Annotated in this window: 20 protein-coding genes; 9 read left to right on the forward strand and 11 right to left on the reverse strand. The window is 73.6% G+C overall.

Annotated features, from left to right (window positions below; all coding sequences use genetic code 11):
* Positions 1-11: 11 nt before the first annotated feature.
* The 6 genes from nhaA to ACIBIW_RS22815 all read right to left on the reverse strand — a co-directional run bounded on the left by nhaA (position 12) and on the right by ACIBIW_RS22815 (position 9,218).
* Entirely contained in the window at positions 12-1,910 is a 1,899-nt protein-coding gene (nhaA, locus tag ACIBIW_RS22790) for a Na+/H+ antiporter NhaA (protein WP_399338798.1), read from the reverse strand.
* Between the two features lie 120 nt (positions 1,911-2,030).
* Positions 2,031-2,846, reverse strand: coding sequence for an alpha/beta fold hydrolase (locus ACIBIW_RS22795; RefSeq protein ID WP_399338799.1), 816 nt, complete (start codon positions 2,844-2,846; stop codon positions 2,031-2,033).
* 121 nt (positions 2,847-2,967) lie between these two features.
* On the reverse strand, positions 2,968-3,738 hold the full coding sequence (locus tag ACIBIW_RS22800) for a DeoR/GlpR family DNA-binding transcription regulator (protein ID WP_399338800.1): 771 nt from the start codon (positions 3,736-3,738) through the stop codon (positions 2,968-2,970).
* Positions 3,735-6,089 (reverse strand): 4-hydroxythreonine-4-phosphate dehydrogenase PdxA, encoded by a 2,355-nt coding sequence (gene pdxA / locus ACIBIW_RS22805; RefSeq protein WP_399338801.1) that lies wholly within the window; start codon positions 6,087-6,089, stop codon positions 3,735-3,737. Before pdxA ends, ACIBIW_RS22800 begins: the two co-directional genes overlap by 4 nt.
* The gene (locus ACIBIW_RS22810; protein ID WP_399338803.1) at positions 6,086-7,198 is read right to left on the reverse strand and encodes a 2-keto-3-deoxygluconate permease; all 1,113 of its coding nucleotides are present in this window, start codon (positions 7,196-7,198) and stop codon (positions 6,086-6,088) included. Before ACIBIW_RS22810 ends, pdxA begins: the two co-directional genes overlap by 4 nt.
* Positions 7,199-7,427: 229 nt before the next feature.
* On the reverse strand, positions 7,428-9,218 hold the full coding sequence (locus ACIBIW_RS22815) for a sulfatase (protein ID WP_399338804.1): 1,791 nt from the start codon (positions 9,216-9,218) through the stop codon (positions 7,428-7,430).
* Between the two features lie 286 nt (positions 9,219-9,504).
* Here ACIBIW_RS22815 and ACIBIW_RS22820 point away from each other — a divergent pair, with 286 nt between their 5' ends.
* The 4 genes from ACIBIW_RS22820 to ACIBIW_RS22835 all read left to right on the forward strand — a co-directional run bounded on the left by ACIBIW_RS22820 (position 9,505) and on the right by ACIBIW_RS22835 (position 15,374).
* On the forward strand, positions 9,505-10,461 hold the full coding sequence (locus ACIBIW_RS22820) for a carbohydrate ABC transporter permease (protein ID WP_399338805.1): 957 nt from the start codon (positions 9,505-9,507) through the stop codon (positions 10,459-10,461).
* Positions 10,462-10,472: 11 nt separating this feature from the next.
* The gene (locus ACIBIW_RS22825) at positions 10,473-11,402 is read left to right on the forward strand and encodes a carbohydrate ABC transporter permease (RefSeq protein WP_399338806.1); all 930 of its coding nucleotides are present in this window, start codon (positions 10,473-10,475) and stop codon (positions 11,400-11,402) included.
* A gap of 39 nt (positions 11,403-11,441) precedes the next feature.
* Positions 11,442-12,821: an ABC transporter substrate-binding protein gene (locus ACIBIW_RS22830; RefSeq protein WP_399338807.1), complete on the forward strand. Its 1,380-nt coding sequence runs from the start codon at positions 11,442-11,444 to the stop codon at positions 12,819-12,821.
* Positions 12,822-12,944: 123 nt separating this feature from the next.
* Positions 12,945-15,374: a glycosyl hydrolase 2 galactose-binding domain-containing protein gene (locus tag ACIBIW_RS22835; RefSeq protein WP_399338808.1), complete on the forward strand. Its 2,430-nt coding sequence runs from the start codon at positions 12,945-12,947 to the stop codon at positions 15,372-15,374.
* Positions 15,375-15,445: 71 nt separating this feature from the next.
* On the opposite strand, the gene ACIBIW_RS22840 is transcribed toward ACIBIW_RS22835, so the two are convergent.
* Complete coding sequence (locus ACIBIW_RS22840; RefSeq protein WP_399338809.1) at positions 15,446-16,258, reverse strand: hypothetical protein; 813 nt, start codon at positions 16,256-16,258, stop codon at positions 15,446-15,448.
* A complete protein-coding gene (locus ACIBIW_RS22845; protein ID WP_399338810.1) occupies positions 16,252-18,396 on the reverse strand; it encodes an alpha-galactosidase in 2,145 nt (714 codons plus the stop codon). The genes ACIBIW_RS22840 and ACIBIW_RS22845 overlap by 7 nt, the downstream gene beginning before the upstream one ends.
* Positions 18,397-18,601: 205 nt before the next feature.
* Between ACIBIW_RS22845 and pip the strand changes: the two genes are divergently transcribed.
* Positions 18,602-19,561, forward strand: a complete 960-nt coding sequence (pip, locus tag ACIBIW_RS22850; RefSeq protein WP_399338811.1) for a prolyl aminopeptidase — start codon at positions 18,602-18,604, stop codon at positions 19,559-19,561.
* Here the strand turns inward: pip and ACIBIW_RS22855 are convergent.
* Positions 19,548-20,873, reverse strand: coding sequence for an MFS transporter (locus tag ACIBIW_RS22855; protein ID WP_399338812.1), 1,326 nt, complete (start codon positions 20,871-20,873; stop codon positions 19,548-19,550). The genes pip and ACIBIW_RS22855 overlap by 14 nt on opposite strands.
* Positions 20,874-21,102: 229 nt before the next feature.
* Here ACIBIW_RS22855 and ACIBIW_RS22860 point away from each other — a divergent pair, with 229 nt between their 5' ends.
* Together ACIBIW_RS22860 and ACIBIW_RS22865 are read left to right on the forward strand one after the other, a co-directional pair.
* Entirely contained in the window at positions 21,103-21,780 is a 678-nt protein-coding gene (locus ACIBIW_RS22860) for a TetR/AcrR family transcriptional regulator (RefSeq protein WP_399338813.1), read from the forward strand.
* Positions 21,777-22,190: a Dabb family protein gene (locus ACIBIW_RS22865; protein WP_399338815.1), complete on the forward strand. Its 414-nt coding sequence runs from the start codon at positions 21,777-21,779 to the stop codon at positions 22,188-22,190. The genes ACIBIW_RS22860 and ACIBIW_RS22865 overlap by 4 nt, the downstream gene beginning before the upstream one ends.
* A 19-nt stretch (positions 22,191-22,209) precedes the next feature.
* On the opposite strand, the gene ACIBIW_RS22870 is transcribed toward ACIBIW_RS22865, so the two are convergent.
* Positions 22,210-23,673, reverse strand: a complete 1,464-nt coding sequence (locus ACIBIW_RS22870; RefSeq protein ID WP_399338816.1) for an FGGY family carbohydrate kinase — start codon at positions 23,671-23,673, stop codon at positions 22,210-22,212.
* Positions 23,670-24,734 carry a 2-hydroxyacid dehydrogenase gene (locus ACIBIW_RS22875; RefSeq protein ID WP_399338817.1) on the reverse strand — a complete coding sequence of 355 codons (1,065 nt, stop codon included), beginning with the start codon at positions 24,732-24,734 and terminating at the stop codon, positions 23,670-23,672. The genes ACIBIW_RS22870 and ACIBIW_RS22875 overlap by 4 nt, the downstream gene beginning before the upstream one ends.
* A gap of 184 nt (positions 24,735-24,918) precedes the next feature.
* On the opposite strand from ACIBIW_RS22875, the gene ACIBIW_RS22880 reads away from it, so the two are divergent.
* Together ACIBIW_RS22880 and ACIBIW_RS22885 are read left to right on the forward strand one after the other, a co-directional pair.
* Positions 24,919-25,557 (forward strand): histidine phosphatase family protein, encoded by a 639-nt coding sequence (locus tag ACIBIW_RS22880; RefSeq protein ID WP_399338887.1) that lies wholly within the window; start codon positions 24,919-24,921, stop codon positions 25,555-25,557.
* A gap of 4 nt (positions 25,558-25,561) precedes the next feature.
* Positions 25,562-26,338 carry a DeoR/GlpR family DNA-binding transcription regulator gene (locus tag ACIBIW_RS22885; RefSeq protein WP_399338818.1) on the forward strand — a complete coding sequence of 259 codons (777 nt, stop codon included), beginning with the start codon at positions 25,562-25,564 and terminating at the stop codon, positions 26,336-26,338.
* Positions 26,339-26,389 lie beyond the last annotated feature (51 nt).

Raw genomic sequence — 26,389 nt, forward strand, 5'->3', positions numbered from 1 at the left:
TCAGGGCCGGCTCATCCTGACGCGCCGTCAGGGACGAGGCCCGCGCGCACCCGGGCGGCGCGGGCCGCAGCCGACAGGTGCTCGATGTCGTAGGCGCCGCTGTGGCGGCGGCCGTTGATGAAGAACGTCGGGGTGCCCGAGACCCCGCTGAGGTCCGCCGAGTCCACGTCCTGCCCGATACGGTCGGCCCCGCCGCGGGCCCGCAGATGGGCGCGGAACCTCTCGGTGTCGAGCCCGATGCGCTCCGCGTACCGCACCAGGTCGGCGGGGCGCAGGTCGTCCTGGTGGTCGAGGAGCAGGTCGTGCATCTCCCAGAACGCGCCCTGCTCCGCGGCGGCCTCCGACGCCTCGGCGGCGAGCTGGGCGTAGGGGTGGACGTCGGTGAGCGGGAGGTGGCGCCACACGTAGCGGACGTCGCCGAAGTCGGCGAGCAGTTCCCTGATCACCGGCTCCGCGAGGCCGCAGTAGGGGCACTCGAAGTCGGCGTACTCGACGACGGTGACGGGCGCGTCGAGCGGGCCGCGGATCTTGTCGCGCTCGGGGTCGACGGGCACCGCGAGGTCGATGAGGGTCTGCGCGGTGCCGAGCAGCGCCCTGGCGCGCCGCTTGCGGGGCAGCGCGTTGAGCGCGGCGGTGATCAGCCAGGTCAGCGCGGAGGAGCAGACGAGGGCGCCGATGGTGCCGATCTTGGCCTGGTCGAGCCGCTTCCCGTCGAAGGCGAGGGTGGCGATCAGCAGCGACACCGTGAAGCCGACCCCGGCGATGGACCCGCCCGCGCCGATGGCGCCCCAGCCCACCGGGGGACGCAGCCGCCCGCCGCCGATCCGCACCGCGAGCCAGGAGGCGGCGGTGATCCCGATGGGCTTGCCGAGGACGAACCCGAGCAGGATGCCCAGCGTGACGGGCGAGGTGAGGGCGTCGGACAGGGAGTCGCCCGAGACCGTGATGCCGGCGTTGGCGAGCGCGAAGAGCGGCACGATGACGTAGCTGCTCCAGGGGTGGTAGAGGCGCTGTAGCCGCTCGTTGGGGGAGATCGCGGCGGCGAGGCCGAGCCGTGCCGAGCGTTCCAGGTCGGGCGTCGGCTGTTCGCGGAACCGGCGGAAGAGGCCGCTGGCGCGCTCCAGGTCGCTGCGGGCGGCGGGGTAGGCGAGGGTGATGAGGCCCACCGCGAGCCCGATGACGACGGGGTCGATGCCGGACTCCAGCAGCGCGAACCAGGCGGCGACCGCGGGCAGCGCGTAGACCGCGCCGCGCTCGGTGCCGGTGGCGCGGATCAGCAGGATGACGACGAAGAGCCCCACGGCCACGATCAGCGCGCGGACGTGGACGTCCTCGCTGTAGGCGACGGCGATCACGATGAGCGCGATCAGGTCGTCGACGACGGCGATGGACAGCACGAAGGTGCGCAGGCCCGTGGGCAGCCGCCGGCCGAGCAGCGCCAGGGTGCCGAGTGCGAAGGCGGTGTCGGTGGACATGGCGGCGCCCCAGCCGGCCGCGCCCGCGCCGCCCGCGTTGAACGCGAGGTAGATGCCCACGGGCACCGCCATCCCGGCGAGCGCCGCGGCGGCCGACAGGGCGATACGGGGCCGTTCGCGCAGCTCGCCCATGTCGAACTCGCGGCGCGCCTCAAGCCCGACGACGAAGAAGAACAGCGCCATCAGACCGCTGTTGATCCACTCCCGCAGGCCGAGGGTGACGCCGTGGGAGCCGATCCGCAGCGCGAACTCGGTGTGCCAGAACCGCTCGTACCCGCCGATGTTGGCCCACACCAGCGCGGCGAGTACGGCCGCGAGCAGCACGGCGGCGCTGCCGGTCTCGGTGCGCAGGAAGCTCCGCCAGGGGGTGCGGGTGCCGGCCGTGCAGGCGGTGGTGCGGTCGGCCGCGGCCCGTGGGGGCGAGGATTCCGTCATGGGGGAATTGTGTCCCAGCGGGGCGCCGGGTACGGAGACGGTCCGGTGTGATCCACACCCCTGCCGCCCGGTGGTCGGCAATCCCTCCCGCCGGGGCGGCCGCTCCCCCGCCGGGGCGCGTCAGTAGAGCGCGGGCGTCCGGCCCGCCCCCGGGGCGGGGCGCTGCCGGTCACGGGTGAGGAAGTCCCCGATGGCGACGGTGACCGCGTCCGGGGCCTCGACGGGCAGTTCGTGCCCCGCGTCGACGATGCGTACCAGGGCGTCCTGGTAGCGGGCCGCGAGCCCGAGCATCTGGGCGGCGGGCAGTTGGATGTCATGGCGGCCGTGCAGCATCAGGGTGGGGACGCGGATCTCGCCGGCCCGGTCGAGGATGTCGAAGGCGCGCATGGCGTCGTAGCAGGCCATGACCGTGTCCCTGGGGGTCGCCGCGGAGGCGGCGGCGTACGACCGCACCCGGGCGCGGGGGAAGCCGGGTCCGAAGGCGCGGCGCAGGTGCAGTCCGACGAACACACCGTGCGGGAGCAGCCGGGCGGCGCTCATGCCGAGGCCGCGCGCGGTGTCGGACACCAAGCGCCCGGTGGCGGAGACGAGCACCATGCGCTCCACCCTGCCGGGGTGTTCGAGCGCGAGGAGTTGGGTGACCATCGCGCCCATGGAGTGGCCGACCGGCACGCACCGCTCCACGCCGAGCCCGTCGAGCAGCCCGAGCACGTCCCCTGCCAGGTCGCGGATGCGGTAGCCGGGGCCCGGGCCGCTCTCCCCGTGGCCGCGCAGGTCGAGCCTGATCACCCGGCGTCTGCGGGCGAAGCGGTCGGCCTGCCGGTCCCACCTGTGCCGGTCCGCCGTCCAGCCGTGGACGAACACCAGCGGGGTACCGGTCCTCGGCCCCATGTCGTCGTACGCCAGCCTGACGGGGCCGACCCGCGCCACTGCCATCGCCTTGCCTCCTCACGCGCCTGCCGCCATCCGACCGCGTACGGCTTGCGCGCCGCTTGCGCGGGCGGGGAGGCGCCGGGCGTCACGCGCGGGTGGTGTGCGACTCCCCCGGCGCGGGGTGTCAGGCGCCCGGCGCGGCGAGTTCCACGGTGCACAGCGGGTCGTCGGTGAACGGGGCGAGCTGGGCCCCGGTGGCGCCGGTGTCGGTGATGAGGGTCCAGGAGCGGTCGAAGGCGGCCCACCAGTGGGACTCGGCGCGGCCCAGCTTGCCCGAGTCCGCCAGTACGTAGACGTCCCGGGAGCGGTTGATCATGAGCTGCTTCAGCGCGACCTGCTCCTGGCGGGCCTCGCAGATCCCCTGCCCCGCGACCACGCCGTCCGCGCCGAGGAAGACGGCGTCGGCGGTGAGGCGCGCCACGGCGGCCTCGGCGAGCGGGCCCACCATGCCGAGGCTGAGCTGGTGGACGGTGCCGCCGAGCACGATCAGCTCGATGCCCGGCACCCCTGCCAGTATGTCGATGGACGTGAGCCCCGGGGTGGCCACGGTGAGGCCGCCGCGGGAGGCGAGCCGCGCCGCGAGGGCGCCCACCGTGGTACCGGCGTCGAGCAGGACAAGGCGGCAGTCGGCCACATGGGACTCGGCGGCCACCGCGATGGCCGCCTTCTGGGCGCGGGCGAGCTGTTCGCGCTCCCGCAGGGGCTGCTCGTCAGGGCCCGCAGGGGAGAGCGCGCCCCCGTAGGTGCGGACGATCTCACCGGCCCCCGAAAGACGGGTCAGATCGCGGCGGATGGTGGACTCGGACACGTCGTAGCGCTCGGCAAGCTCCGCCACCGACAGCGGTCTGACCTGGAGCAGGTCACGGATCTCGGCGCGCCGCTCGGCCCCGCTCACCCCTGACCGCCCCCGGAACCCGCGCCCTCGCGCCGGGGCGCGAGTTCGACGGCCTGGCGCAGCGCCTCGACCATGCTGGCCTCGTCGGCCCTGCCGGTGCCCGCGATGTCGAAGGCGGTGCCGTGGTCCACGCTGGTGCGGATCACGGGCAGGCCGACGGTGATGTTGACCCCGGCGTCGAGGCCGAGCACCTTCACCGGGCCGTGGCCCTGGTCGTGGTACATGGCGACCACCAGGTCGAAGTCGCCGCGTACGGCGCGGAAGAAGACGGTGTCCGCGGGCAGCGGGCCGCGCGCGTCGATGCCGTCGGCGCGCACCGCCTCGATGCCCGGCACCACCTTGGACTCCTCCTCGCCGTGGCCGAAGAGGCCGTTCTCCCCGGCGTGCGGGTTGATGCCGCACACCGCGATCCGGGGCTCGGCGACCCCGGCGGCGACGAGGGTGGCGTGGCCGCGGCGGATGGTCCGCTCGACGAGCCCAGGATCGATCCGCGCGACCGCGTCGACCAGGCCGATGTGCGTGGTGACGTGGATGACGCGCAGCTTGGGCGCCGACAGCAGCATGGAGACCTCGGGGGTCCCGGTGAGTTCGGCGAGCAGTTCGGTGTGGCCGGGGTACTGGTGGCCGGCCGCGTGCAGCGCCTCCTTGTTGAGGGGCGCGGTGCAGATGGCGTCGACCTCGCGGTCGGACGCCAGTCTGGTGGCGGCCTCGACATACCGGTAGGCGCCCTCGCCCGCCACCGGTGACAGCTCCCCGAAGGGGAGGTCGGCGGGGATGTCGGCGAGGTCGAGGCAGTCGACGGTGCCGGGCTGCCAGGCGGCGTCCGCGACGGAGGCCACCGGGTGGACGGCCAGTGCGACACCGGTGATCTCGATGGCGCGGCGCAGCCGCGCCGCGTCCCCGACCACGAACGGCAGGAAGGGCAGACCGGCGGCGGCGCCCGCCAGCGCCTTGACGATCACCTCGGGCCCGACCCCGGCGGCGTCGCCCATGGTGAGGGCGATTACAGGCTTTGACATGCTGTCATCCTTCCGGACGTGGTGCGGTGCGAGGGCCCCGGGGGGCCCGGAGATCCGGTGCGGCGCGGGCGCCGTGGCCGTGCGGGCCCCGGTGGCGCCAGGTGCGGCGAGGGAGCGGGCGGCGCGCAGCAGGGTGCCCGCGTCGCCGAAGGCCCCGGCCTTGGTGACGACCGTCAGGCCGTCGGCGGTGCGGGCCCGTACGACGCCGGGTTCGCTCTCGCCCTCGACGGTGAGGACGCGTGCGCCGATCGCGAGCAGGGTGGCGCGGGCGGTCTCGCCGCCGGTGGCGAGCAGCGCCCCGGCGGCGTCGGCGCCGCCCGCGGCCGTCGCGGCGAGCGCGGCGGCGATCTCCTGGGCCCTGGCGGGTTCGACGGGGAGCGCGGGGTCGGGCAGGAGCAGGGTGTGCCGCCCGGCGCGCAGCGCGCTGCGCAGTTCGCGCGCGGCGCGGGCGGTGTCCGCGGGGACGCTGGTGACGGGGAGCGGGACGGCGGGCAGCCCCTCGGCGAGCGCCCGGCACTGGGCGGCGGCCCCGGCGCTGCGGCTGCCGACGACGGCGAGCACCGGGCCCCGCACGGCGTCGGGCGCGTCGGACGGGTGGCGCGCGGTGCGCGGGGGTGTGCCCGCGGGCAGCCTGAGGTGGTGGGCGAGTCCCGCGGAGCCCGTGGGCAGTACGGGCAGCCCCGTGGTGGCGGCCATGGTGCGGGCGAGGTCGTCGTCGGTGGTCGCGTCCACCACCACGGCGTCCACCCGGCCCACCGCGTCGGCGAGGGCGCGGGCGGGGTCGCCGGTGCGCAGTTCGCGCAGGCCGAGCAGGCGGACGGTGAGCCCGGCGGCGCGCAGGTGGTCGACGAGCGGGGTGCGGCCCGGGTGGAGCGCCGTCACGGGCTCGCCCGCGACGAGGACCACGCCGCCCTCGACGGTGCGCCCGGTGGCGGGGAAGGCGGGCGCGACGACGGCCAGGTGGCGGGCGCCGCGCACCGTGCCGAGGGCGGTGAGGGCGCCGCGGAGTTCGGGCCCGATGTTGCCGCGGAGGGTGGAGTCGATCTTCTTGTAGACGAGGGTGCCCTGGCCCGCCCTGCGGACCGCGGCGGCGGCGCGCGCTGCGGCGGTGTCCGGGTCGGCGTAACGGCTGTCGGTGTCGACGGAGACGGCGGCGGCCGGGGGCAGGGGCGCGGTGGCGTCCAGCAGGACGACGGTGTCGGCGCGGTCGGCGAAGGCGACGGCGCTGTCGGCGGCGCCCGAGAGGTCGTCGGCGACGACCAGCACGGCGGGCGCCGCGGGCGCGGCGGGTGGTGCCGCGGGCGCCGTGCGCGGGGCGGGCTGCGCGGTCACCGGTGGGTGTTCCCCTCGGGGGCGAGGGCGGCGGGCCCGGCGGCGGTGTCCTCCCGGGTGCCGACGCCGGGGGTGTCCGGTGCGGCGGGCGCGTCGGGTGTCCCGGGGGTGTCGGGTGGTGTGGCGGGGGTGCCGGTGCCCCGGACCGACTCCGGGTCCGTACGGAGCAGCCTGCGGTGGTAGGCGGCGGTGATGACCGGGGTGAGCAGGGAGGTCACCACCACCGAGGCCGCGACGAGCACGGTGGCGCGGTCGGCCGCCTCCTGGTACGCGGGGTTGGCCGCCGCCACCAGTGCGGGCACCGCGGCGGCGTTGCCCGCGGTGCTCGCGGCGGCGAGCCCGGCGAGGCCGTTGCCGCCGATGAGCTTGTCGGTGACGAAGAGGGAGCCGCCGCTGACGACGAGCACGAACACCCCGAGGCCGAGGCCGAGCAGGCCCGCGGTCCACACCGAGGCCAGGTCGATGCCGGAGCCGAGCGCGAAGGCGAAGAAGGGGATGCACACCGGGACCGCGGCGCCGAGGAACCTGCGCATCTCCGGGTCAAGGTTGCCGATGACCATGCCGACGATCAGCGGCAGGATCGCACCGAGCATGGTCTGCCAGGGGAACGCGGACAGGCCCGCGACGCCCAGCGTCAGCATGGTGAGGAACGGCCCCGACTCCAGGGACATCAGGGAGTACGCGGCGGCGTCCCTCGGCTTGCCGAACTGCCCCATCAGCGCCATGTAGAGGCCGCCGTTGGTGTCGTTGAGCGCGGCGACCATGGCGAGGGTGGAGAGCCCGGCGAAGACGCCGCCGTGCACGGGCGCCTCGTGCAGGAAGTGTCCCGCGACGACGCCGACGACGACCGCGATGACGGCCTTGACGACCAGCAGCACCCCGCCCTTCTTGAGGATGTAGGGGGTGGTGCGCAGTTCGATCGTGGCGCCCATGCACACGTAGAAGACGGCGAGGATGGTGAGGGAGCCGGAGAACAGGGCGCCGGTGAAGGAGCCGAAGAACTCGCCCGTGCCGCTGTGCGCGGTGTTGATCACGGCGCCGATCAGGAGCGGGACCAGCATCATCCCGCCGGGGATCTTCTCCAGCGTGCGCTTGATGGGGACGGACATCTGCGATCCCTGCCTTTCTCCGGCGCCGCGCGGCCCCGCCTCACGACGGCGTGCCGCGGTTGCCTCCGGAACGGAGCCGTTCCGGCGGTGTCGCGCCGAGCGTAGGCCCGGCTGCGCGTTTCGCGCAAGATGCTCGAAACAAGCACTTCACCTCGGGGTCATGTAGGGCGTACGGCATGGCGAGGGGGTGTGTTGCGCGTTTCGCGCAACAGCGATGGGCAGGCACGGGTCAGGTACCGACCCGGGCCAGCTCCGCGTCCAGCTCCCGCAGCGCGCCGACGGAGATGCCGGGGGTGGTGGCCGCGAGACGCCAGGGCGAGGCGTCGGAGAGCGGGCCCGCGAAGTCGGGGTTGGCCAGCATCGGGAGATGGCGCAGTACGGCGGCGCGGGTCGCGGGCGCGGCGAGCAGGTCGCGCACGGGCGTGGTGACGCAGGGGCCCTCCCGGTCGAACTCCGCACGGCGCGGCAGGTCCTCGGTGGCGGCGCGCACCAGTCCGTACTGCTCGCGGGCGAGCAGATGGTCGCCGGTGACGGGCCCGGTGGCGGGCAGGCCGAGCCTGGTGAACTGCTCGGCGGGGGCGTCGGCGGCCCGCATCAGCTCGGTGAGCAGGGTCGTCATGCGCAGTTCCACGGTGTCGTCGAGCAGGGGCGCGCGCTGCCCCGGGTCGCTGTCCAGGTCGAAGAGCATGGTGCCGAAGGCGTGCGGGTTGCCCCAGGCGTGCCCGGTGAGCCTGAGCACGGGGGCGCCCTTGGTGAACGGCAGCGGCCCGGCGAGTTCGGCGTCGGCCAGTTCCCCCGGGTCGAAGCGGGACGCCATGTGGGTGGGCATGAGGGTGTACTCGTGGAGGGGTTCGTTGGCGGCGCGCACCGGGGCGCGCATGTACACGTACCGGCCGTCGGTGACGTTGACATGGCCGCCGAAGGAACCGAAGAGACCGGCCTCGCGCACCGGGGTGTCGTCGGCGACGGTGCGGGCGAGCGGGCGGCCCTGCATCAGGTCCGGGACGGGCAGCCCGAAGTAGTCGAGCAGGGTGGGGCCGAAGTCGATGGTCTGCACGAGCCGGGCGCGCCGCTCGCCGCGTACACCGCTGCGCGGGTCCCAGACGAACAGCGGGGTGTGGATGTTCTCGTCGTACCAGGGCTGGATGGACTTGCCCCACCAGCCGTGCTCGCCGAGCAGCAGCCCGTGGTCGGTGCAGACGATCAACAGGGTGTCGTCCCACAGCCCGTGCTCGTCCATCGCGTCGAGGACGCGGCCGAGCGACTTGTCGCACATCGACAGCAGGGAGGCGTACTCGGCGCGCAGCCGGTCGGTCTCCGCGCCGCTCTCGGTGACACGGCGGTAGTCGGGCCAGTCGGCGGTCAGCTCCTCGCCCGCGTCGTTCTTGACGACCTCGTGGACGTAGTGGGAGCGGTGCTCGTCGTAGGTGAAGAAGGGCTCGTGCGGGTCGAAGCACTCGATCTGGAGGAACCAGCGGTCCTCGGCCGCGTTGGTGGCGACGAACTCCAGGCCCGCGTCGACGGTCAGGGTCTGCGAGTGGCGGTCCTCGGTCGCCATGTACTGCCGGTTGATCCAGTCCTGGCGGCGGTAGCGGTCGTTCCGCCAGCTCAGGGACGGCGGCAGTTCCGGGTCGGCGACGTGGCCCTTCCACTTGTCGCCCTCCTGGCCGCGGAAGAACTCGTAGGTGTCGTAGCGGTTGTGGAAGGTGGCGCCGCCGTCCTCCCAGTAGTGCTGGTGGTCGGTGACCAGATGGGTGTGGACGCCGGAGCGGGAGAGCAGTTCGGGCACCGAGTCGTCGAAGGGTTCGAGGGGGCCCCAGGAGCGGTGCAGGAAGTTGTGCCGCCCGGTGTGCATCTCCCGCCTGGCCGGCATGCAGGGCATGCTGCCCGCGTACGCACGGTCGAAGACCGCCGTCAGACCGCCAAGCCGCTCGAAGTTCGGCGCGTGCACACCCCGCGCCCCGTACGCCGGCAGGAACCGCCGGTTGAGCGTGTCGAACATGACCATGATCGCCCGCATTTGTCCACCCCTTCGAGACGTCGAAGACCCCATCACGAGTTCATTATTTACGAATAAATACCTGGCTCAGTGTATTGACCCTGGCCAGAAACCGCCCATATGGTCGCCGTGATCTCGCCGACGAAACGGCGCCCCAGGGCTGGTTCGCGCCGCGTGGATCTTCGCGTCCCGGTCGAAGATCCCGGGCCATGGACCGGCGCCGCCGCGCCGACTGCTCCCCGGTGCCCACGGTGGCCCCCGGTCGCTTCCGCTCGGTCGGCGGATTCCGAGAGCCGAGGAGTGCGTCATGGCGCAGTTGGTGAAGGAAGGTGTCCCCGCGCGCGGCAGCCGCAGGGGCCCCGGCGGTCCCGGCGGGCGGCGCGGCACCGCGGCCGCGCGCCGCGGCGACGGCAGGCTGGCCTGGCTGCTGATCACGCCCGCGGTCGCCGGGTTCCTGGTGTTCTTCGCGTACCCGACCCTGCGCGGCGTCTACTACAGCTTCACCACGTTCCACATCCTGACCCCGCCGAAGTGGGTGGGGCTCGCGAACTACCGCGAGATGTTCGGCGACTCGGTGTTCTGGCACTCGCTGCTGGTCACCGTGTACTTCGTGGGCCTCTCGGTGGTCGTCGGGGTGCTGCTGTCGCTGGTCACCGCGGTGGTGCTGCACCGGCTGACCCGCTCCACCGTGGTACGGGGCCTGATCATCCTGCCGTTCCTGATCTCCGGGGTGGTCGCCGCGCTGGTGTGGCAGTGGATGCTCGATCCGCAACTCGGTGTGGTCAGCCGCCTCATCGACGACATCACCGGCTCCCACCTGCTGTTCTTCGGCGACAGCAAGCTGGCCGTCCCGTCGCTCGCGGCCGTCAGCGTGTGGAAGTCGATGGGCTACAACGCGGTCCTGATCTTCGCGGGGCTCCAGACCATCCCGCCCACGGTGTACGAGGCGGGGCGGCTCGACGGGGCGAGCGAGTGGCAGATGTTCCGCCGCCTCACCGTGCCGCTGCTGCGGCCGATCCTGGTGATGGTGGTCGTCCTGACGGTGATCGGCTCGTTCCAGGTGTTCGACATCGTGCAGGTCACCACGCGCGGCGGCCCCGCCAACGCCTCCAACGTCCTCCAGCAGTACATCTACGAGAAGGGCTTCGGCGAGCTGGACTTCGGCTACGCCTCCACCATGTCGCTCGCCCTCTTCGTCCTGCTGATCGCGATCACGTTCACCCAGATGCGGCTGGCCCGCGCGGGCGAGTCCGACCTGAGCTGAGGAGCCGTACCGTGACCACCCTCTCCCCGGCACGGCCGGCCGCCGCGGGCGCCGTGCGCACCCGCGGGCGCTTCTCCCCCGGCCGGGCCGCCGCCTGGATCTACATCGTCGTGGTGCTGGCCGTGACGGTGTTCCCGTTCTACTGGATTCTGCGCACCGCGCTGTCCGACAACGTGTCACTGCCCACCGATCCGATGTCGCTGCTGCCCGTCGACTTCACCTGGGGCGCGTTCGAGCGGGCCCTCGGCCTCGCCTCCACCGCCGAGGCGCAGGCGCAGGGCGGCTCGGGCGCGTCCCTCGACACCGCGCTGTTCCTGCGCAACTCGGTGATCTACGCGACGGTCCAGACCGCGCTCGTGGTGTTCTGCTCCGCGATGGCCGCCTACGCCTTCTCCCGGCTGCACTGGCGGGGCCGCGACGCCGTCTTCAACATCCTGCTCGGCGCGCTGATGGTGCCCGCGATCCTGGTACTGCTGCCGAACTTCATCTTCATCCGCGATATCCACCAACTGAACTCGTTCACCGGCCTGTTGCTGCCCGGCGCGTTCTTCTCCGCGTTCAACGTCTTCTTCCTGCGCCAGTTCATGCTGGGGCTGAGCACGGAGGTGGAGGAGGCCGCGCTGATGGACGGCGCGGGCAGGCTGCGGATCTTCTTCACCATCACCCTGCCGATGACGTCGGCGCCGCTCGCGACGCTGTCGATCCTCACCTTCATCAACACCTGGAACGACTACTTCTGGCCGCTGCTGGTCACCAACGACGAGCACGCCAGACCGCTGACGCTCGCGCTCGGTGTGTTCAAGCAGTCCTCGCCGCAGGCCGCGCCCGACTGGGCGGGCCTGATGGCGGCGACGATGATCGCGGCCCTGCCGATGCTGCTGCTCTTCATGGTGTTCGGGCGCCGCATCGTCAACTCCCTCGGTTTCACCGGCATCAAGTAGCCGGTCCGGCAGGACCGCGCCCTCACGAAGGAGAACAGCATGGGGACACACCGCGCCCGGCGGTGGCCGCGCCTCCTCGCCCCCGCCGCCGCCCTCGGCCTCACCGCGGCGCTCGCCGGATGCGGGGCGGGGACGGGGTCCTCGGGGAGGACCACGGTGAACTGGTGGACCTGGGACGACCGGCAGGCCGCCGCCTACCGGCTGTGCGCGGACGCCTTCGAGAAGACCCACCCCGACATCCACGTGCAGATCAGCCAGTACGACTCGGCCGACTACTTCACCAAGCTGCTCTCCGGCTTCGTCGCGGACACCGCGCCCGACGCCTTCATGAACAGCGTCCAGTACATCCAGCAGTACGCGTCGCTCAACCAACTCATGCCGCTCGACGACCTGATGAAGCGGACCGGCTACGACACGGACCGCTTCTCCGTGGGCGTCGACGACTACAAGTACACCGACGGCAAGCAGTACGGGCTCCCCCTCGACTGGGCCTCCACGGCGCTCTACTACAACAGCGCCAAGCTGAAGCAGGCCGGGCTCACCGAGCACGACGTCGACACCATGCGCTGGGACCCGGACGGCGGCGGCACCTTCGAGAAGGTCGTCGCCCACCTCACCGTGGACAGGAACGGCACCCGCGGCGACCAGCCCGGCTTCGACAGAAGACACGTCGCCACCTACGGCATCAACAGCATGGTGACCGTCGGCAACGACTTCAACGGCCTGACCACCTGGCGCCCCCTCGCCTCCTCGCTCGGCTGGCGCATCGGCGACCGCGCCAGCTACCCGACCGTCTTCCGCTACGACGACCCGCGGCTGAAGGAGACGTTCGCGTTCGTACGGGAGCTGACCGACAAGGGGTACGCGCCCGGGCCCAACGAGTTCTCCTCCGCGGGCAACTCGGCGAGCGGCGCCCAGCTCCTCGGCTCCGGCAAGATCGCCCTCTACTCCGGCGGCTCCTGGGAGGCGGCCACCCTCGCCACCCTGCCCAAGCTGAGGATCGGCACCGCCCCGATGGTGGCCGGCCCCGACGGCACCCGGGGCACCGTCAGCAACGCCAACGGCAATGTCATCTGGTCCGGCACCGACCACCCCGACGAGACCTGGGCGTGGGTGTCGTACATGGGCACCGCCCGGTGCCAGAAGACGGCGTCGCGGACCGGCACGTTCCTGCCCTCGATCCCCTCCGCCGTGGACACCTCGGCCGCCGCCATGAAGAAGCAGGGCGTCGACCTCTCGGTGTTCCAGCAGCAGGAGAAGGACAAGCAGCTCCTGCCCAACACCCCGTACGCCAACGGCACCGCGCTCCAGACCGCGCTGCTGCCGCTGATGCAGCAGTACTTCGCACACCAGAAGGGGGACGGGGTGTTCGCGCAGATGACGCAGGAGAGCAGGAAGCTCCTCGCCGACAAGGACTGAGCGGCGGGCCCCCGGCGGCCCGCCACGTCCCACCCCCGCCCCCGACACGACCCGCCTCGACCCGACCGCACGACCACGCACCACGACCGGGGCACGCCCCGGCGAGAGACGGACACTTGCGCCATGACGACCACCGACCGCGCACGGACCACCACCACCCTCACCGAGGGCTGGACCCTGCGGCACGACGGGGACCACCTGCCCGCCCGGGTGCCAGGGTGCGTCCACACCGACCTGCTGGCCGCGGGCCGCATCCCCGACCCCTTCCTCGGCACCCACGAGAACGACGTCCAGTGGGTGGGCCGCGCCGACTGGACGTACGACACCGTGCTGGCCGCACGCGACACCCACCACGAGCGCACCGACCTGGTCTTCGAGGGCCTGGACACCGTCGCCGAGATCACCCTCGGCGGCGAGCCGGCCGGCCGCACGGCGAACATGCACCGCGGTTACCGCTTCGACGTCACAGAACGCCTCGGCACCGCGCCCACCCCGCTCTCCGTCCGCTTCACCTCCGCCTACACCGCCGCCGAGGAGACCAGGCGGCGGATGGGCGCCCGCGAGGAGGCATACCCCCACCCCTCGGCGTTCGTACGGAAGATGGCCTGCGCCTTCGGCTGGGACTGGGGCCCCTCGCTGCCCAGCGCCGGCATCTGGAAGCCCGCGAGGCTCGAACACTGGTCCACGGCGCGGCTGTCGAGGGTGCGGCCGCTGGTCACGGTGGACGGCGCCACCGGCCGGGTCGAGATCAGGCTCGACGTGGAGCGCACCGCGTCGGGCACCGGGCGCACCCTGACCGCGGAGGTGCGGGTGGGCGGGACGCACACCGCCGCCGTGGCCTTCGACGGGGACGGCGCCACGGTGACCGCCGAGGTGCCGGACGCCGCCCTGTGGTGGCCCCGCGGCTACGGCGAACAGCCCCGCTACGACTGCGAGGTGACGCTCCGTGACACGGACGGCGCCGCGCTCGACACCTGGTCGCGCCGGGTGGGTTTCCGCACCGTCGTCCTCGACACCACGGCGGACGAGCACGGCACCCGCTTCACCTTCGCAGTCAACGGCGTACGGGTCTTCGCGCGCGGGGTGAACTGGATTCCCGACGACGTGTTCCCCTCCCGGGTCACCCCCGACGACTACCGCGAACGCCTCACCCAGGCCGCCGAGGCCGGGGTGGACATGGTGCGGGTGTGGGGCGGCGGCATCTTCGAGCGGGACGACTTCTACGACGTCTGCGACGAACTCGGCATCATGGTCTGGCAGGACTTCCTCTTCGCCTGCGCGACCTACCCGGAGGAGCAGCCGCTGCGCTCCGAGATCGAGGCCGAGGCCCGCGAGAACGTGGTCAGGCTCATGCCGCACCCCAGCCTGGTGCTGTGGAACGGCAACAACGAGAACCTGTGGGTCTACACCATGTGGAACTGGGAGGAAACCCTGAAGGGCGACTCCTGGGGCGAGGGCTACTACCTCGCGCTGCTGCCCCGTGTCGTCGCCGAGACCGACCCCACCCGCGCCTACTGGGCGGGCAGCCCCTGGTCCGGCTCTTGGGAGCACGCCCCCGAGGACCCCGACCACGGCTGCACCCACCTGTGGGACGTGTGGAACAAGACCGACTACACCGACTACCTCGACAGCGTGCCGCGCTTCGTCTCCGAGTTCGGCTGGCAGGCACCGGCCACGTACGCGACGATGCGCCGGGCCCTGCCGGGCGAGGAACTGGAGCCCAACTCCCCCGGGATGCTGCACCACCAGAAGGCCGACGACGGCAACGGCAAGCTGGAGCGCGGTCTCGCCCGGCACTTCGCGGTGCCCGAGGACTTCGACACCTGGCACTATCTCATGCAGGTCAACCAGGTCCGGGCGTTCTCCACCGGGGTGGAGCACTGGCGCTCGCACTGGCCGAGGACGGCGGGCGCGATCGTCTGGCAGATCAACGACTGCTGGCCGGTGACGAGTTGGGCGGCGGTGGACGGCGAGGGCCGTCGCAAGCCGCTCTGGTACGAGCTGCGCAGACTCTACGCGGACCGGCTGCTGACGCTCCAACTCCGCGACGGCGCACCCGCATTGTGCGCGGTGAACCAGGCCGCCGACGCCTGGCGGCCCACGGTGCGGCTGCGCAGGATGGCCGCCGACGGCACCGTGATCGCCGAGGAGAGCCGTGAACTCGCGGCGGGCGCACGGGAGGTGGCCACGGTCGCGGTGCCGCCGGGTCTTGTGCCCGAGCCGTCGGGCACCGAGTACCTGGTCGCGGACGCCGTCGACGGGACCGGGCTGCGCGCGCTGCACTTCCCGGTGCGCGACCTCGCGTTCTCCTACCCGGAGCCCGAGTACGAGGTCACGGTGGCGGGCGACGGCGCGGACGGGGCGGTGGTGCGGGTGACCGCCGGGACCCTGCTGCGTGACGTGCTGCTCCAGGCCGACCGCCTCGACCCGGCCGCGGTCGCGGACCGGGGCCTGTTCACCCTGCTGCCGGGCGAGAGCGCCGAGGTGCGCGTCACCGGCTGGGCGGAGCCGGACGCGGAGGCCGCCCGGAGGGCGCTGTTCACCGTGCGGTGAGCCGCGGCGGGGACAGAGCCAGGGCCCAGGACCCGCACCTGACGGCGGGTCCTGGGCCCTTCCCATGGGTGCTACAGGTGAAAGGCCGTCAGGGTGAGCCGCCAGCGGATCTCGCCGGAGGGCGGCACCCGCGCCACATCCGCGTCCTTCGCGCCCGCGAGCGCGAAGGAGCGCCCGAGCATGGGCTCCACACCGATGGAGCGGTACGGGGCGCCCTCGGGGAAGCCGCCCAGATTCCGCCAGACGGCGATGCTCACGGGGATGGTGTCGGCGTACGTGTCGAGCCGCATGCGGAGGCTGTCGCGCCCGTCGCGTACGGTCACCTCGGGGGCGGCGGCCACCGCACCGACCGCGGTGCCGTCCGCGGGCCCGAAGCGGTCGAGCCGCGCTCCCCCGGCGGACGGCCAACTCGCCTGCTCCCAGCGGTCGGTGGCGTCGGGGTAGAAACGCAGCGGGGCGCCGGCCGGCAGCTCCGCGCCTGCCTCATCCGACAGGTCGAGCAGGGCGTGCGCCGCCCATACGAAGCGGAACCCGGGCCGTGCGGTCAGCCGGTAGTGGACCGTGGTGGCGGTGGGCGCGGTCTCGACGCGGCGGGCGAGCCGGAAGCCAGGGCACTCCACGGACTCCGCACCCGCGCGCCGCTCCCACGGCCGCGACCACGCGTCCCCGTGGTCGGGCACGCCCCGCACCGTCGGCACGCACTCCTCGACGCCGCCCGCGTCCACGAAGGCGTCCCCGGGGACGACCCGTTCACGCGCCGGGTCCGCGCGCCGCCACAGCCACTCGCGGCCCCCGGACACCAGCGAGGTCCAACGCCCGCCGTGCGCGGGGTCGGTGACGAGGCGCGGCGCCGACGCCCCAGCGCCGCCTGCCGGGTTCAGCACCGGTCGAGCACCACCAGGTCGGCGTCGTATGTGGCGCTCCAGGCGAACGGGAGCCCGGCGTGGCGGAGATGGGCGGCGCTGTAGACGGTGCCGGTGCGGATGTCGCGGTAGCGGGTGGCGGGGTCGCCGAGGGCGCCGGCGAGCCGCAGCCGCGCCGGGCGCCCCGGCACCAGCGGGGCCCCGTCGAGCCGCCCGGTGTTCCAGGCGGTGACGGCGATGCGCGCCCCGCCGTCCGCCACGTACTGCACCCCGCAGGTGGCGTCCCGCGGTGTGCCGAGCAGCCGCGCCTCCCCGTGGTGGACGGTGTCCCGCACCTCCTTGTACCGGCCGATCCACTCGGCGGCCTCGGCGCGCTCCCCGGCGCCCCACCGGCGGATGTCGCCGCCGATGCCGAGGACGCCCGCGATCGCGGTCACGAAGCGGAAGGCGAGGCTGCGCGGGCGCGGGTCGAAGACGCCGGGCGAGTCGGTGACCCAGGAACTCATGGTGTGCGGGGCGTGCGCGTGCAGATACCCGTACTGGATGGCGAGCCGGTCGAGCGGCGCGGTGTTGTCGCTCGGCCACACCACGTCGGTGCGGGCGATGGTGGCGCCCTCGATGCGCCCGCCGCCGCCCGCGCAGCCCTCGACGGTGACGTGCGGGTGCCGGGCGCGCAGGTGGTCGAGGACGCGGAGGTAGCCGGCGACATGGGCGGCGTCGAGGTCCTGGCGCTCCACGGGTCCGCCGCCCGGCCTGCCGCGCTCGGTCGGCGGCCGGTTCATGTCCCACTTCAGATACGTGATGTCGTACGCGCCGAGCAGCCGGTCGAGGGTGGCGAGCACGAAGTCCTGGACGTCGGCGCGGCCGAGGTCGAGGAGGAGCTGGTTGCGCACGAGGGTGGCGGGGCGGCCGTCGATCCGGTAGACCCACTCGGGGTGGGCGGTGTGCAGCCCGGAGCCGGGGTTGACCGCCTCGGGCTCGATCCACAGCCCGAAGTCGAGGCCGAGTTCTCTGACTTGGCCGACGAAGCGGTCGAAGCCGCCGGGGAAGGAGGCCGCTTCGGGTTCCCAGTCCCCGAGCCCGGCGGTGTCACCGTCCCTGCCCGCGAACCAGCCGTCGTCGACGACGAACAGCTCGACGCCCATCTCCTTGGCGGCGCGGGCCAGTTCGAGCTGCGCATCGGCCCGGACGTCGAAGCCGGTGGCCTCCCAGGAATTGTAGAGCACCCGCCGGGTGCGGTGCAGCCGGTCCCCCGCGAGGCCGCGCTCGTACCGGTGCCAGACCCGTGCGAGCCCGGCAAGGCCCTCGGGGCTGAAGGCGCAGGCCAGCCAGGGTGTGGTCAGGCTCTCCCCGGGCGCGAGGCGCACCGCCCCCTCGTGCGGGACCCGGCCTGCCCGCACCCGCAGCGCGCCGCCGGGCTCGGCCTCCGCGGTGATGTGCCAGTTCCCGGGCCATTCGAGGGCGATGCCGTAGGTGGGGGTGTCGCCCTCGGGGGGCAGGGCGGCGTCCTGGACGGCGAGCCAGGGCGCGTACGCGTGCCCCGGCACCCCCTGGGTGCTGCCGATCTCGAACCGCCCGCGTGCCAGGTCGAGTTGCTGGAGCTGGAACTCCTGCGACCACTGCCCGGCGAGATGGCTGAGGCGCGCGGCCTCGGTGACGGGGACGTTGACCGCGCCGGAGTCGAGGCGTTCGAGGCGCAGTTCGTCGTTTCCCGTGCAGGTCAGCTCGGCCCTGCGGCGGATGACGTCGCTGCCGGGTACGGCCTCGTAACGCAGCTCGACCTTGAGCCCGAGCTGCCGGTCGGCGAAGGAGAGCAGCAGGGTGCGCTCCCCCGGGCCCTGCTCGGCCCCGTCGAACTCCCACCAGACACCGCGCTCCTCGCCCGGCCGCCCGGCGACGAGATCGGCCCCGGTGAAGGGGCGCAGGCCGTGCGGGATGTACTCGGCGGGCGCGGCGTCGGCGGACGTGATGAAGTGGGTGCGGCGCGACCAGTCGAGCGGCGGGGGCCCGGTCTCCACCCCGGCGGGCCCCCACACGGCCAGTTCCGGCCAGCGGCCGTCCGGCGCGAGGGCCACCACGTACACGGTGCGCTCGGTGCGCACCACCCACCTGCCCGGCTCCGCCTCGTCACCCGGCTGCCCCTGCTCGTGCTGCGTCACGTCCACCGCTCCGGTCTCTGCCGCCCCATGTCTCTCGTTACGGGGCCAGCCTGCGGGACCACACCACGACCGTCAACATTAATTCGTAATTTATTGGCTCGTCTTCTCCGGGGGGACCACCGTCCGCCGAGGGGGCGGTGCCGGTACGGGGTGCCGGGGGGCAGCGGCGCCGCCGTCCGTCCGCGCGCCCGTAGGATCGCGGGTCATGGTTGACCTCTACCCTCCGACCAGCCCCTACGACTCCGGATACCTCGACACCGGCGACGGGAACCGGATCTACTACGAGCAGCTCGGCAACCCCGAGGGCAAACCCGCGCTCCAGGTGCACGGCGGGCCCGGCGGGGGCGCCACACGGCGGCCGACGCGGGCGTGGGACCCCGCGGCCTACCGGGTCGTCCGCTACGACCAGCGCGGCTGCGGCCGCAGCACCCCGCACGCCGCCGAACCGGCCACCGACATGAGCCTGATCACCACCCAGCACCTGATCGACGACATCGAGCGGCTGCGTGAACACCTCGGCATCGAGAAGTGGCTGCTGAACGGGGCCTCCTGGGGCTCGACGCTCGGCATCGCCTACGCCGAGCAGCACCCCGGGCGGGTCACCGAGGCCGTGATCGCGGCGGTGACCACGTCCCGCAGGACCGAGATCGACTGGCTCTACCGGGGCGCGGGCCGCTTCAGGCCCGAGGCGTGGGACCGGTTCCGCGACGGTGTGCCCGAGGAGGAGCGGGACGGCGATCTGCTCGCGGCGTACGCGCGGCTGACGGCGAGCCCCGACCGGGCCGTCCGGGAGCGGGCCGCCGCCGACTGGCTCGCCTGGGAGGACGCGGTCATCACCGACGAGCCCCATGTGTCCACGGGCATGTACAGCGACCGCGACACCGACGCGCAGATCGCGTTCGTACGGATCTGCGCCCACGTCTTCGGCCACGGCGCCTGGCTCGAAGAGGACCAACTCCTGCGCGGCGCCCACAGACTGGCCGGCATACCGGCCGTCCTGGTGCACGGCCGCCATGACGCGGGCAGCCCCGTGCAGACGGCGTGGGAGCTGGCGAAGGCATGGCCGGGCGCCCGGCTCCTGATCTTCGAGGACTCGGGACACACCGGGAGCCCCGCCATGCAGGAGGCGGTCCGCGACGCCATCGAGGAGTTCAAGTACCGCTGACCGCCCACCCGGCAGGCGCCGGGTCGTTGATGCGGCGGCGCAGCGCGGCGAGGGCCGCGAGCGGTGCCCAGGTGGCGACGGGGCCGCGCGCCAGGAGCGCGGTCATCAGGGCGGGTGTGACGACGTCCCCGATGCTGAACGCCATCTGGGAGAGGGAGTTGTAGCGGCCGCGGCTCGCGGCGGTGGCCGTGTCGTTGACGACGGGGCCCACGACGAGGTTCTGGATGAGTTCGCCGAAGGTGACCAGGACCACCGCACCGAAGGCGAGGCCCACGCCCGCGGCCCGGGGCACGTAGGCGCAGCACAGCACCGTGAGGAAGCCGACGCCGACGGCGGCCTGGGAGAGCAGCAGGCTGCCCGAGCGCCTGCGGCCCGTGATGGCGGCGCCCACCGGGGTGGCGCCCAGCGCGCCGAGTCCCGCGTTGACGGCGAGGACCGTGCCGGGAATCCACGGCGGCAGATGGACGGTGTCGACGAGGAAGACCGGCACGGCCAGGGCGAAGGCGAGGGAGAGCAGGGCCAGGCCGAGGTTGAGGACGACGAAGCCGAGGAAGGGACGGTCGCTGAGCGCCGCCCCCCAGCCACTCGCGCCCGGCTGCCCTGCGGTCGGCTTCCCCGCGCCCGGCTGCCCGAGCGGCGGCTCCGTCACGGGCGGTGGTCCCACGGGCGGTGGCCCCGCAGGCGGCTCTCCGGCCGACGGTGCCCCCGCGGACCGTGCCGCCGCGACCCGCCTCCGGCCCGCGGCCGGGTTGTCGAACCAGGTCAGGGTGGCGGCGACGGTGAACGACAGGGCGTTGACCGCGACGATCGCGGTGTATCCGTGCACCCCGCCGACCGCCACGGCGAGGCTCGCGCCGAGCGCGCCCACGCCGAGGCCCGCGTGCCGCAGCGCGGTGATGAGAGCGAACCACGACTCCTGGCGCTCGCCCCTGGCGACGTCGTGCACCAGGGTCGGATAGGCGACCCAGAAAGCCGAGTTGCCGACCTGTACGACGATCGCGGCGACGAGGAGGTGGGCGAAGGAGCCCACCAGGAGGTAGTTGGCGAACCCGGCCGCCTGGACCAGGTTGGAGAGGATCACCGTGTTGCGGGCGCCGAAGCGGTCGCAAAGCATCCCGGCGCCGGGTGTCGCAGGGATGCGGACCAGCGCGGCGACGGACAGGGCGAGGCCGACCGCGGCGAGCGACAGGTCGGTGGTCGCGGTGAAGTAGAGGACGGAGAACGGGAGGAAGAGGCCCGTTCCCAGGGCGTCGATGGACAGCGCGGAGAACAGGCGCCGGTGGCCGCGGGTGTCGGGAAGCCATGCGCGCACAGGAGAAACCGCTTCGGGAGATGCCAGCCGCGTCATGAGCCGTGCGACCCCACCCGGAAAAGGGCAAGACGGGGAACGTACAAAGCGGTCGTTCCGCGTGTCAACCCCGGCCGCCCGCCGCGGGCGTCGCACACCGCGCACCGGTCGCGGGGCCGGCCGGGGCTTGACAGGCCAGGCCCCACAGAAAATACTAACGGCGTTAGGTGTTCTAACGCCGTTAGGGGTTCATATGGGGAAGCGGGAAGAGGTGCGCCGTCAGACGTTCGCCGAGATCCTGAAGACCGCCGACCGGATGGCGGAGGCGGAGGGCTGGCGGGCCGTGACGATCCGGCGCATCGCCGCCGAGATCGGCTACAGCGCACCGGTCATCTACCAGCACTTCCCGAACAAGGAAGCCGTACTGCGCGAACTGCTCGGACGTGCCAACGCCGACCTGCTGGACCGGATGCGGACCGCGGTGGCCGGTGAACCGGCGGCGTCCGGCCCGCATCTCGCGGCGGCCGCATACCTGGAGTTCGCTCGCACACGTCCCGGTCAGTACCAGCTCGTGACGGGCGGCCAGGACACGGACGTCGACGCCGCCACCCGCCGCGAGGCCGCCGCCGACGTGCTCGCCTTCACCCGGCGGGTCATCGGCGCGTGGGCGGCAGCGAGCGGCGCCGGGGCGGTCCCCCTCGACGACGCCTGCGACCTGCTGTGGGGGGCGCTGCACGGTCTCGCCGGGATCGGGTCGATCGAGGACATCGGATTCGACCGCGCCAGGCACCTCGCGGACCAGGCGGTCTCGGCCCTGCTCGGCTACTGGTCGGGCCCGCCCGCGCAACCCCGCGAACACCACCCGTCCACCGGACACCGGGCCACCAGCGGCCCGGCCACCGGCCGTTCGACCGTCAGGGGAGAGACATGATCTACCACCACAACCGGTTCGCCTTCAAGAAGACCGCCACCGCCGAGCAGCGCGACGAGGCCCTGGCCAGCCTGCGCAACCAGGGCGAGTCCATCGACGCCGTCGTACGGTACGTCGTCGGCAGGGACGTCGGCGGCGAGTTCGAGTACGGCGCCGTGTTCGTCCTCGAAGACCTGGCCGGGTACAGGGAGTACCTGATGGCGCCCTCGCACGCCCGCACCGACCGGATCGGTCTTCCGCTGCTGGAAACCTTCGTCTCCTACGACACCACCGACAGCGACGACCCCGACATCGCCGGGAAGATAGCCGCCCTGCACGCACGGCGCTACGCGGGCGACCCGGCACTCACCAAGCTGGTGGCCGACCTCCCCTCCTACACCGGCAGCGCCGCCCCGAAGGCGACGGGCTGACCGCCCCGCGCGGGGGCCGCTACGCGTTCCACTCCTCCCGCGCCGCCCCCAGCGCCGCGCGGTACGCCTCGTACCCCGCCTCGTACACGTCCCGCGTCGCGTCGCGCGGCTCGACCACCCGGAAGCGGTCGGGGGCGTGAGCGGGGACGGGAGGCAGGCCGAGGGCGCGGCGGGAGACCATCGCGGCGCCGAGCGCACCGGCCTCCGCGGTGCGCGGGATACGGACCGGGCGGCCCAGGATGTCCGCGAAGAGCTGCGCCCAGGTGGTGGAGCGCACCCCGCCGCCGCAGGCGGCCAGCGTGCCGGTGAGGCCGGCCGTCTCCAGGCAGTGCCTGGCCGCGTAGCCGATGGACTCGCAGACCGCGCGGACCACGTCGGTGCGGGTGTGCTCCAGGGTGAGCCCGTCGATCCTGCCACGGGCCGACGGGTCGACGAACGGGGCGCGTTCGCCCGCGTCGGAGAGGAACGGCAGGGCGCGCACCCCCCGGGCGCCCGCGGGGCTCTCGGCGAGCAGCGCGTCGAGGTCCGCGGTGGTGGCCCCGGTGACGCCGAGGGCCCATTCGAGCGCGGCGGTGCCCACCATCGCGGGCATCGCGCGCAGCCAGCGGTCCCGCTGCGGCATGCACAGCCACATGCCCGCGGGCTCCGCGTCCGTCTCCAGGTGCACGGTGTCGGTGAGCACCTGGGACGCCAGCGTCGTACCGACGATGAGGACGCCGTCGCCGACGTCGCGCACCCCGGCGCCGATCGCGCAGGCCGGGAGGTCGTACGGGCCCGAGGTGAGCGGGGTGCCGGTGGGCAGGCCGAGGAGGGCGGCGCCCTCGGCGCCCAGCGCGAGCACGGTGCCGGGCTCCGCGGGCGGCGGCAGCAGCCCGGCGTGGTCGGCGACGCCACAGGCGGCAAGCGCCTCGGGCGAGTAGCGGCGGGTACGGGGGTCGAGGAAGGGCAGGGTGGCGTCGGACGCGTCCACGCTGACCCGGCCCGTGAGGTACTGCGCCACCGTGTCCACGCAGTACCCGGCGGTGGTGGCGCGGGCCAGCGTCTCGGGCTCGTGCTCGGCGAGCCAGGCGAGCAGGGGGGCGTGGCAGCCGGGGAACATGCCGGAGCCGGTGTGCCCGTACACCGCGCGCACCGTGCCGTCGGCGAGCCAGCGGGAGACGGTGGCGGACGCGCGACCGTCCATCCAGGAGATGGCGGGACGGGCCGGGCGGCCCTCGGCGTCCCGCAGCCACAGGCCGTCGCCCTGCCCGGTGAGGGCGATCGCGGCGGGCGGCGCGGACAGCGCCGCGGCGGTCTCGCGTACCACCTCGGCGACGCTGCGCACCACGTCGTCGGGGTCCTGCTCGACCCGGCCGCCCGGGAGCCTGTCCAGACGGCTCGGGCGGGCGGCGGTGGCGAGGGGGGCGCCGTCGGCGTCGAGGGCGACCGCCTTGGTGACGGAGGTGCCGACGTCCACCCCGATCACGGCGGCGGTGCCGGTCACTTCCGCCCCACCTCCGGGTTCGCCAGGTGCGCCAGGGGTTCGCCGCGCACGAAGCGGCCGACCTCGGCGGCGGTGATGGCGGCGGCGCGGTGCGCGGTCTGCCGGGTGGCGCCCGCGAGGTGGGGCGCGGTGACCACGTTCGGGGCGCCGTGCAGCGGCCAGTCCGCCGGGGGCGGCTCGACGTCGTACACGTCGAGGGCAAGGGCGCGCAGCCTGCCGTCCTTCAGCATCGCGGGCAGCGGCGCGTGGTCGAGGAGGTCGCCGCGCGCCGAGTTCACCAGCACCGCGCCCTCGGGCAGCAGGCCGAGGCGGCGGGCGTCGACGAGGTGGCGGGTCTCCTCGGTGAGCCGGGCGTGCAGGCTCACCACGGAGCTGCGGCGCATCAGGTCGTCGAGGTCGACGGGCTCCACACCGTCCGCGCGCGCCGCCACGGGGTCGGTGTACGGGTCGGCGACCAGGACGTGTGCGCCGAGGGCCCGCAGCACCCTGGCGACGCGGCGGCCGATGGCGCCGTAGCCGACGAGGCCGACGGTGGCGCCGTCGAGTTCGTCGCCGCTCTCGTCGTACGCGTAGAAGTCGCCGCGCCAGCGGCCCGCCTTCAACTCGGCGTCCGCGGTGGGGATGCGGCGCAGCGCGGCCAGCATCAGGCCGACGGCGAACTCGGCGGCGGCCGACGCGTTGCGCCCCGGGGCGAAGCTGACGGCGACGCCGTGCCGGGTGGCGGCGTGCAGGTCGACGTTGACCGGGCCGCCGCGGCCCACGGACACCAGGCGGAGGCCAGGGCTCGCCTCGAACACCTTCGCGGTGAAGGGGCCCATCTGGGTCACCGCGGCCTCGGCGTCCTCCAGCGCGGCGATCAGCTCCTGCTCCGTGCCGCTGGCCTCCAGCACACCGCCGACAGGGCCGAACGGCTCGTGCGGCCAGGGCAGCGTGAGGCCCACCACATCGAGTTCCCCGATGCGTTCGAGCCCGCCGGAGCCGTCGGGACCCAGCTCCCGCTGGAGCGCCGTGCGGATCAGCTCCGGGCGGACGAAATGGTCACCTGCGGCGAGAATGCGCATGGCGCGTGATCCTTCGTACGGGGTGCGGCGGGGCAGGGCGGTGGGTGCGCGGCCGGAGGGCTCCCGCGGTGGCGGAGCCGCCCAGGCCATCACCGTGCTTGATAGATTTAACAGTCCTTACGTGAAGAATCAATGCGCGGCGGCCCCTGTGCTCCCCCACGCCGCGGCCGAGGAGGCGACCGGGATGACGACGCGGCTGCTGCTGGTGCGGCACGGCGAGACCGTGTGGCACGCCGAGAACCGCTACGCGGGCAGCAGCGACGTGCCGCTGACCGAGCGCGGCAGGCGGCAGGCCGAGCGGCTGGGCGCCTGGGTGGCGCGGCGCGGCGTGGACGCGGTGGTGTGCTCGCCGCTGAGCCGGGCGCGGGAGACCGCGGCGCCCGCGGCCGGCCGCCTGGGGCTCGCGCCGCACGTGGTCGAGGAGCTGCGCGAGGTGCACTTCGGCTGGGGCGAGGGGCGCACGGCGGCGGAGCTTGCGGCGGAGGACCCGGAGGCGGTACGGCGCTTCCGGCACGACGCGGAGGAGGGCGCCTTCCCGGGCTCCGAGCCGCCGTCGCGGGCCGGGGCACGGGCCGCCGCCGCGCTGCGGGGGCTGGCCGCGCGGCACGACGGCGGCACGGTGCTCGTGGTGGCGCACAACACCCTGCTGCGGATGGGCCTGTGCACCCTGCTCGGCATCCCGGTGGGCCGCTACCGCAGGGTGCTGCCCCGTCTCGACAACGCCGCGGTGACCGAGATCGACGTGGCGGGCGGCGAGACGGCGCTGCGCTCGCTGAACGTACCGACCGGCGCGGAGGGGGCGGACGGCGATGGGACAGACTGAGCGCATGACGCAGCCCCCGACCAGGCCCCAGGACGCCCGCCGCCAGCAGATCACGGAGCATGTGCTGGCCCGGGGCACGTCCACGGTGGCCGAGCTGTCCGAGCTGACCGGGGTCAGTGTGATGACGGTCCACCGGGACCTGGACGAGCTGGCGCGGCTCGGGGTGCTCAGACGGTTTCGCGGCGGGGTGTCCGCGCTGCCCTCGACGGTGTTCGAGAGCAACCTCGACTACCGGCTCGGGGTGAACGTCGCCGAGAAGGAAGCCGTCGCGCACACCGCGCTCGACCTGGTGGAGCCGGGCATGTCGGTGCTGCTCGACGACTCCACGACGGTGCTCGCGCTGGCCAGGCTGCTGGTGGAGCAGCCGCCGCTGACGGTCGTCACCAACGCCCGCCGGGTGATGGACGTCTGCGCGGGCCGCGACGGCATCAGGCTCATCGCGCTCGGCGGCGAGTACTCCCACACCCATGACTCGTTCCTCGGGGTGCCGTGCGTGGAGGCGGTGCAGGCGCTCTCGGTGGACCTGGTGCTGGTGTCCACCTCGGCGATGGACGCCAGGATGACGTACCACCAGGAGCAGGACGTGGTCCTGGTCAAGCGGGCGATGCTGGAGTGCGGCACCCGCAAGGCGCTGCTGATGGACCGCACCAAGCTGGCCAGGACGGCGCTGCACCGTCTTGCGCCGCTCGACGCGTTCGACCACCTGGTGGTGGACTCCGGGGTCGACGAGGAGCTGGTGAGCGCGGTGCGCGAGCGCATGGACGTACGGGTGGCCGAGTAGCGGGGGCGGGCGCCCCGCCGGTGTTAACGCGCCGCGTGTTAATTTCACATG

This window comes from Streptomyces sp. NPDC050560 (genome assembly GCF_044457285.1).
Lineage (GTDB): Bacteria > Actinomycetota > Actinomycetes > Streptomycetales > Streptomycetaceae > Streptomyces.